Source organism: Neisseria sp. P0021.S005, assembly GCF_051956955.1.
Window position 1 is genome coordinate 1 of sequence record NZ_JBQCWY010000247.1, and the last position, 4,207, is coordinate 4,207.

Annotated in this window: 3 protein-coding genes; all 3 read left to right on the forward strand. The window is 49.5% G+C overall.

Going from position 1 to position 4,207, the window contains the following annotated elements; all coding sequences use genetic code 11:
- Positions 1–1,781 (forward strand): aspartate--tRNA ligase (aspS, locus tag ACTHUE_RS11960; RefSeq protein WP_440423548.1); only part of this gene is annotated, 1,781 nt, incomplete at its 5' end.
- Positions 1,782–2,020: 239 nt separating this feature from the next.
- Positions 2,021–3,406, forward strand: coding sequence for a PIG-L deacetylase family protein (locus ACTHUE_RS11965; RefSeq protein WP_377072524.1), 1,386 nt, complete (start codon positions 2,021–2,023; stop codon positions 3,404–3,406).
- 152 nt (positions 3,407–3,558) lie between these two features.
- The coding region (gene lpxH / locus ACTHUE_RS11970; protein WP_440423549.1) for a UDP-2,3-diacylglucosamine diphosphatase at positions 3,559–4,207 on the forward strand (649 nt) is incomplete at its 3' end.

The window sequence follows — 4,207 nt, forward strand, 5'->3', positions numbered from 1 at the left end:
GCGAGCAATACTTAGACCAAACCGTTACCGTCAAAGGCTGGGTACACCGCCGACGCGACCACGGCGGTGTGATTTTTATCGACCTGCGCGACCGCGAAGGCATCGTTCAAGTCGTTATCGACCCTGACACTCCGGAAGCATTTGCCGCTGCCGACTCTTCCCGCAACGAATATGTTTTGAGCATTACCGGCCGCGTACGCAACCGTCCTGAAGGCACAACCAACGACAAAATGATTTCCGGCAAAATCGAAATCCTTGCCAAAGAAATCGAAGTTTTGAACGCTGCCGCTACGCCTCCGTTCCAAATCGACGACGAAAACATCAGCGAAAACGTTCGCCTGACCAACCGCGTTATCGACTTGCGCCGTCCTGCCATGCAACGCAACCTGCGTCTGCGTTACCAAGTCGCCATGGGCGTTCGCCGCTACTTGGACGCGCAAGGCTTCATCGACATCGAAACACCGATGCTGACCCGCTCCACTCCGGAAGGCGCACGCGACTACCTCGTACCAAGCCGCGTTCATCCGGGCGAATTCTTCGCTCTGCCGCAATCTCCACAATTGTTCAAACAACTGTTGATGGTTGCTGGTTTCGACCGTTACTACCAAATCACCAAATGTTTCCGTGACGAAGACTTGCGTGCCGACCGTCAACCTGAATTCACTCAAATCGACTTGGAAACCTCGTTCTTAAACGAGGATGAAATCATGGACATCACTGAAGGCATGGCCAAACAAGTCTTCAAAGATGCCTTGAATGTAGATTTGGGCGACTTCCCACGCATGCCTTACTCTGAAGCCATGTTCTACTACGGCTCTGACAAACCGGACATGCGCATCAACTTGAAATTTACCGAATTGACCGATCTGATGAAAACGGAAGAATTCAAAGTCTTCCGTGGTGCAGCCGACATGAAAGGCGGCCGCGTAGTCGCTCTGCGTGTACCGAACGGCGCGAAATTCAGCCGCAAAGAAATCGACGAATATACTAAATTTGTCGGCATCTACGGCGCGAAAGGTCTGGCATACATCAAAGTAAACGATATCAGCAACCTTTCCAACGGCGAAGACAGCGGCCTGCAATCTCCAATCGTGAAATTCCTGTCCGAAAACGCTCTGAAAGAAATCATCGAGCGTACCGGCGCACAAAACGGCGACATCATTTTCTTCGGCGCGGACAAAACCAAAGTCGTGAACGAAGCCATCGGCGCATTGCGTATTAAAGTCGGCTTGGAACACGGCAAAGACAACGGCTACTTCGTAGACGAATGGAAACCTTTGTGGGTTGTCGATTTCCCAATGTTTGAATACGACGAAGAAGCCGACCGCTACGTTGCCGTACACCATCCGTTTACCGCGCCAAAAGAAGGTCATGAAGACCTGATGGTTTCCGACCCTGCAAACTGCTTGGCCCGTGCCTACGACATGGTATTGAACGGCTGGGAAATCGGCGGTGGCTCTATCCGTATCCACCGTGCAGACGTACAAGAGAAAGTGTTTGCCGCGCTGAAAATCAGCCCTGAAGAGCAACAAGAGAAATTCGGTTTCCTCTTGGACAACCTGAAATTCGGCGCGCCTCCTCACGGCGGCCTTGCATTCGGTCTCGACCGTCTGGTTACCCTGATGACCGGTGCCGAATCTATCCGCGACGTGATTGCCTTCCCGAAAACACAACGTGCACAATGTCTGCTGACCAATGCACCTAATGTGGTCGACGACAAACAACTTCGAGAGTTGAGCCTGCGTCTGCGTCAGAAAGCAGTTGAAACAAAAGAAGCATAATTTACCGGCTTAACCTTTAAAATATCAAGGCCGTCTGAAATTTTTGAAATTTCTTTCAAATCTTTCAGACGGCCTTTCTACATTTTGGTCGTTTATATATAATCAACCCGCAAACTGTTTTATTTTAAACGTTTTCTTTAATGACGTTAGAGTACAAAAAACAACCGTTTGTAAGAAAAACAAACAAATAGACTTCGCAAGCAATATCATAGCTGTTATAACAATAAAGGAACCTGACAATGTTTCTGATACTAATTGGGCTGATACTGATTTTTTTTGTTACTTTGTTTATTATTACTTCTATTATTCATAAAAAACAGTTCGCCTACGACACACACCAAGATTATAACTATCCCTCCCTTCCCTCTACCGCGCATGCCATCCTCAAAGGTGGCAGCCTGACTTTGCCCGCCACTATCAGCGGGCAAGATACCGTTATTGCCAAAATCCGCATCAAATCGACTTGGGCAGGATTGCTGATACTGCCTTTTGTTGAAACCATTTCATCTAAAGGCAGATGGAAGCAATATTTCGAATACGGCGCAAAAGGCGTGCGCTATATCAATCTGAGCGACACCTTCTCCGACAGCGACAAAACCATCCGCCTGGAAGGCAAATACCTGTCCTTACCAGATCAAGAAATCGAACTCTCTGTTTATCCGCGTGAAAACCTCGACGGCAAAAAAATCCTTGTCCTCGCGCCTCATGCTGACGATGCTGAACTCGGCGCATACGGTTTGTACGAAAAACACGCCGCCAATTCAATGATCTGCACTTTAACCGCCAGCGAAGGCGGCAGCTTCCACTATGGCAATCTTTACAGCACATGCGACTTCGACACCCAGGCACAATATCTGCAAAAAGGCCGGATGCGCGTTTGGAACAGCCTAGCCGTTCCCCTTTTGGCCGGCGTGCCGTCTGAAAACATCCTGCAGCTGGGCTACTTCGACAGCACATTGACCGCCATGCGCCAAAATCCGGAAAAAGAGATTAAATCGACCAAAATCGATACGACCGATGTCGATATTTTCCGCAGTGCCAATACCTCCCCATTGGCGAAACATCTCAAACCCGGCTCTACTTGGAACAGCTTGGTAGACAACCTTAGCTATCTGATAGAAACATTCCAGCCGGATATTATCGTGACGCCGTCCCCAAATATTGATACGCATCCCGACCATCAACATACTGCGCTGGCCGCCATCGAAGCCCTGCGTAAAATCGATTACCGCCGCGGCAATCTGTTTTTGCACACCATACATTATCTGAGCGACGACTTCCCTATCGGCAAAGTAGGCTCTTCCCTCAGCCTGCCGCCGCCCTCCGAGCAACCGTTTTACTTCCAAAGCATCTATTCCCATCCTTTGGATAAAGAAGAGCAAAACCGCAAACTCCTCGCCCTTGATGCCATGAACGACATCCGTCCCAATTCAGACGGCTATATGCGTTGGAGCACCATGATATTCAAAGGCTTAAACAAACTGCGACACCATGTCCTCCATCTCGACAAAGACTTGGTCAACCGCTTTGTTCGCAGCAACGAATTCTTCTATACCGTCCCCATTAGCGACTTGTACCAAGAAGAGACACTGAAACAAATCACCTATCAGGGCAAAGCCCAATAAACCAAAAGGCCGTCTGAAAAGATGTTTCAGACGGCCTTTATCACACCAAATCAAAATAATAAAATCACTGCATTACAAACGAAAAACACCAAGCCCAAATCCAAATGCGGCAACCCAAGTTATAATAAAACCCTTCCCACACGTCCCACATCATCATGCCGATTTACTTCATCGCCGATTTGCACCTGAGCGAATCCCATCCTCAACTGACCGCACTCTTCCAGAAATTTATGCAAGAAAAAGCCATTCATGCCCAAGCCGTATACATTCTTGGCGACCTTTTCGATTTTTGGATCGGCGATGACGAAAACAGCCCTTTGGTTCAAACCATCAAACAAACCATCCGCGACCTGACCAAGCGCGGCGTCGCCTGCTATTTTATCCATGGCAACCGCGACTTCCTCATCGGCAAAGCCTTCGCCCGCGATACCGGCATGACCTTACTGCCCGAGTACGCCGTTATCGACCTGTTCGGCACTCCCACCCTGCTCTGTCACGGAGACACTCTCTGCACCGACGACCATTCTTATCAAAAATTCCGCCGTACCGTCCATCAAAAATGGCTGCAAGGCCTGTTCCTGCTCCTGCCGCTCACACTCCGACTGAACATCGCCACCAAAATCCGCAAGCAGAGCAAACAGGACAAGCAACACAAAACCGCCGACATCATGGACGTCAATCCGGCCTTTACCCACGAAACCGTCCAACGCTTCCACACGCCCCTGCTCATCCACGGCCATACCCACCGCGAAAACATCCATCGCAACGCCGATTACACCCGCATCGTACTTGGCGACTGGC

Excerpts from the sequence above, each read along its gene's own strand:
- ACTHUE_RS11965 (WP_377072524.1), top strand. The coding sequence starts at position 2,021 with ATGTTTCTGATACTAATTGGGCTGATACTGATTTTTTTTGTTACTTTG.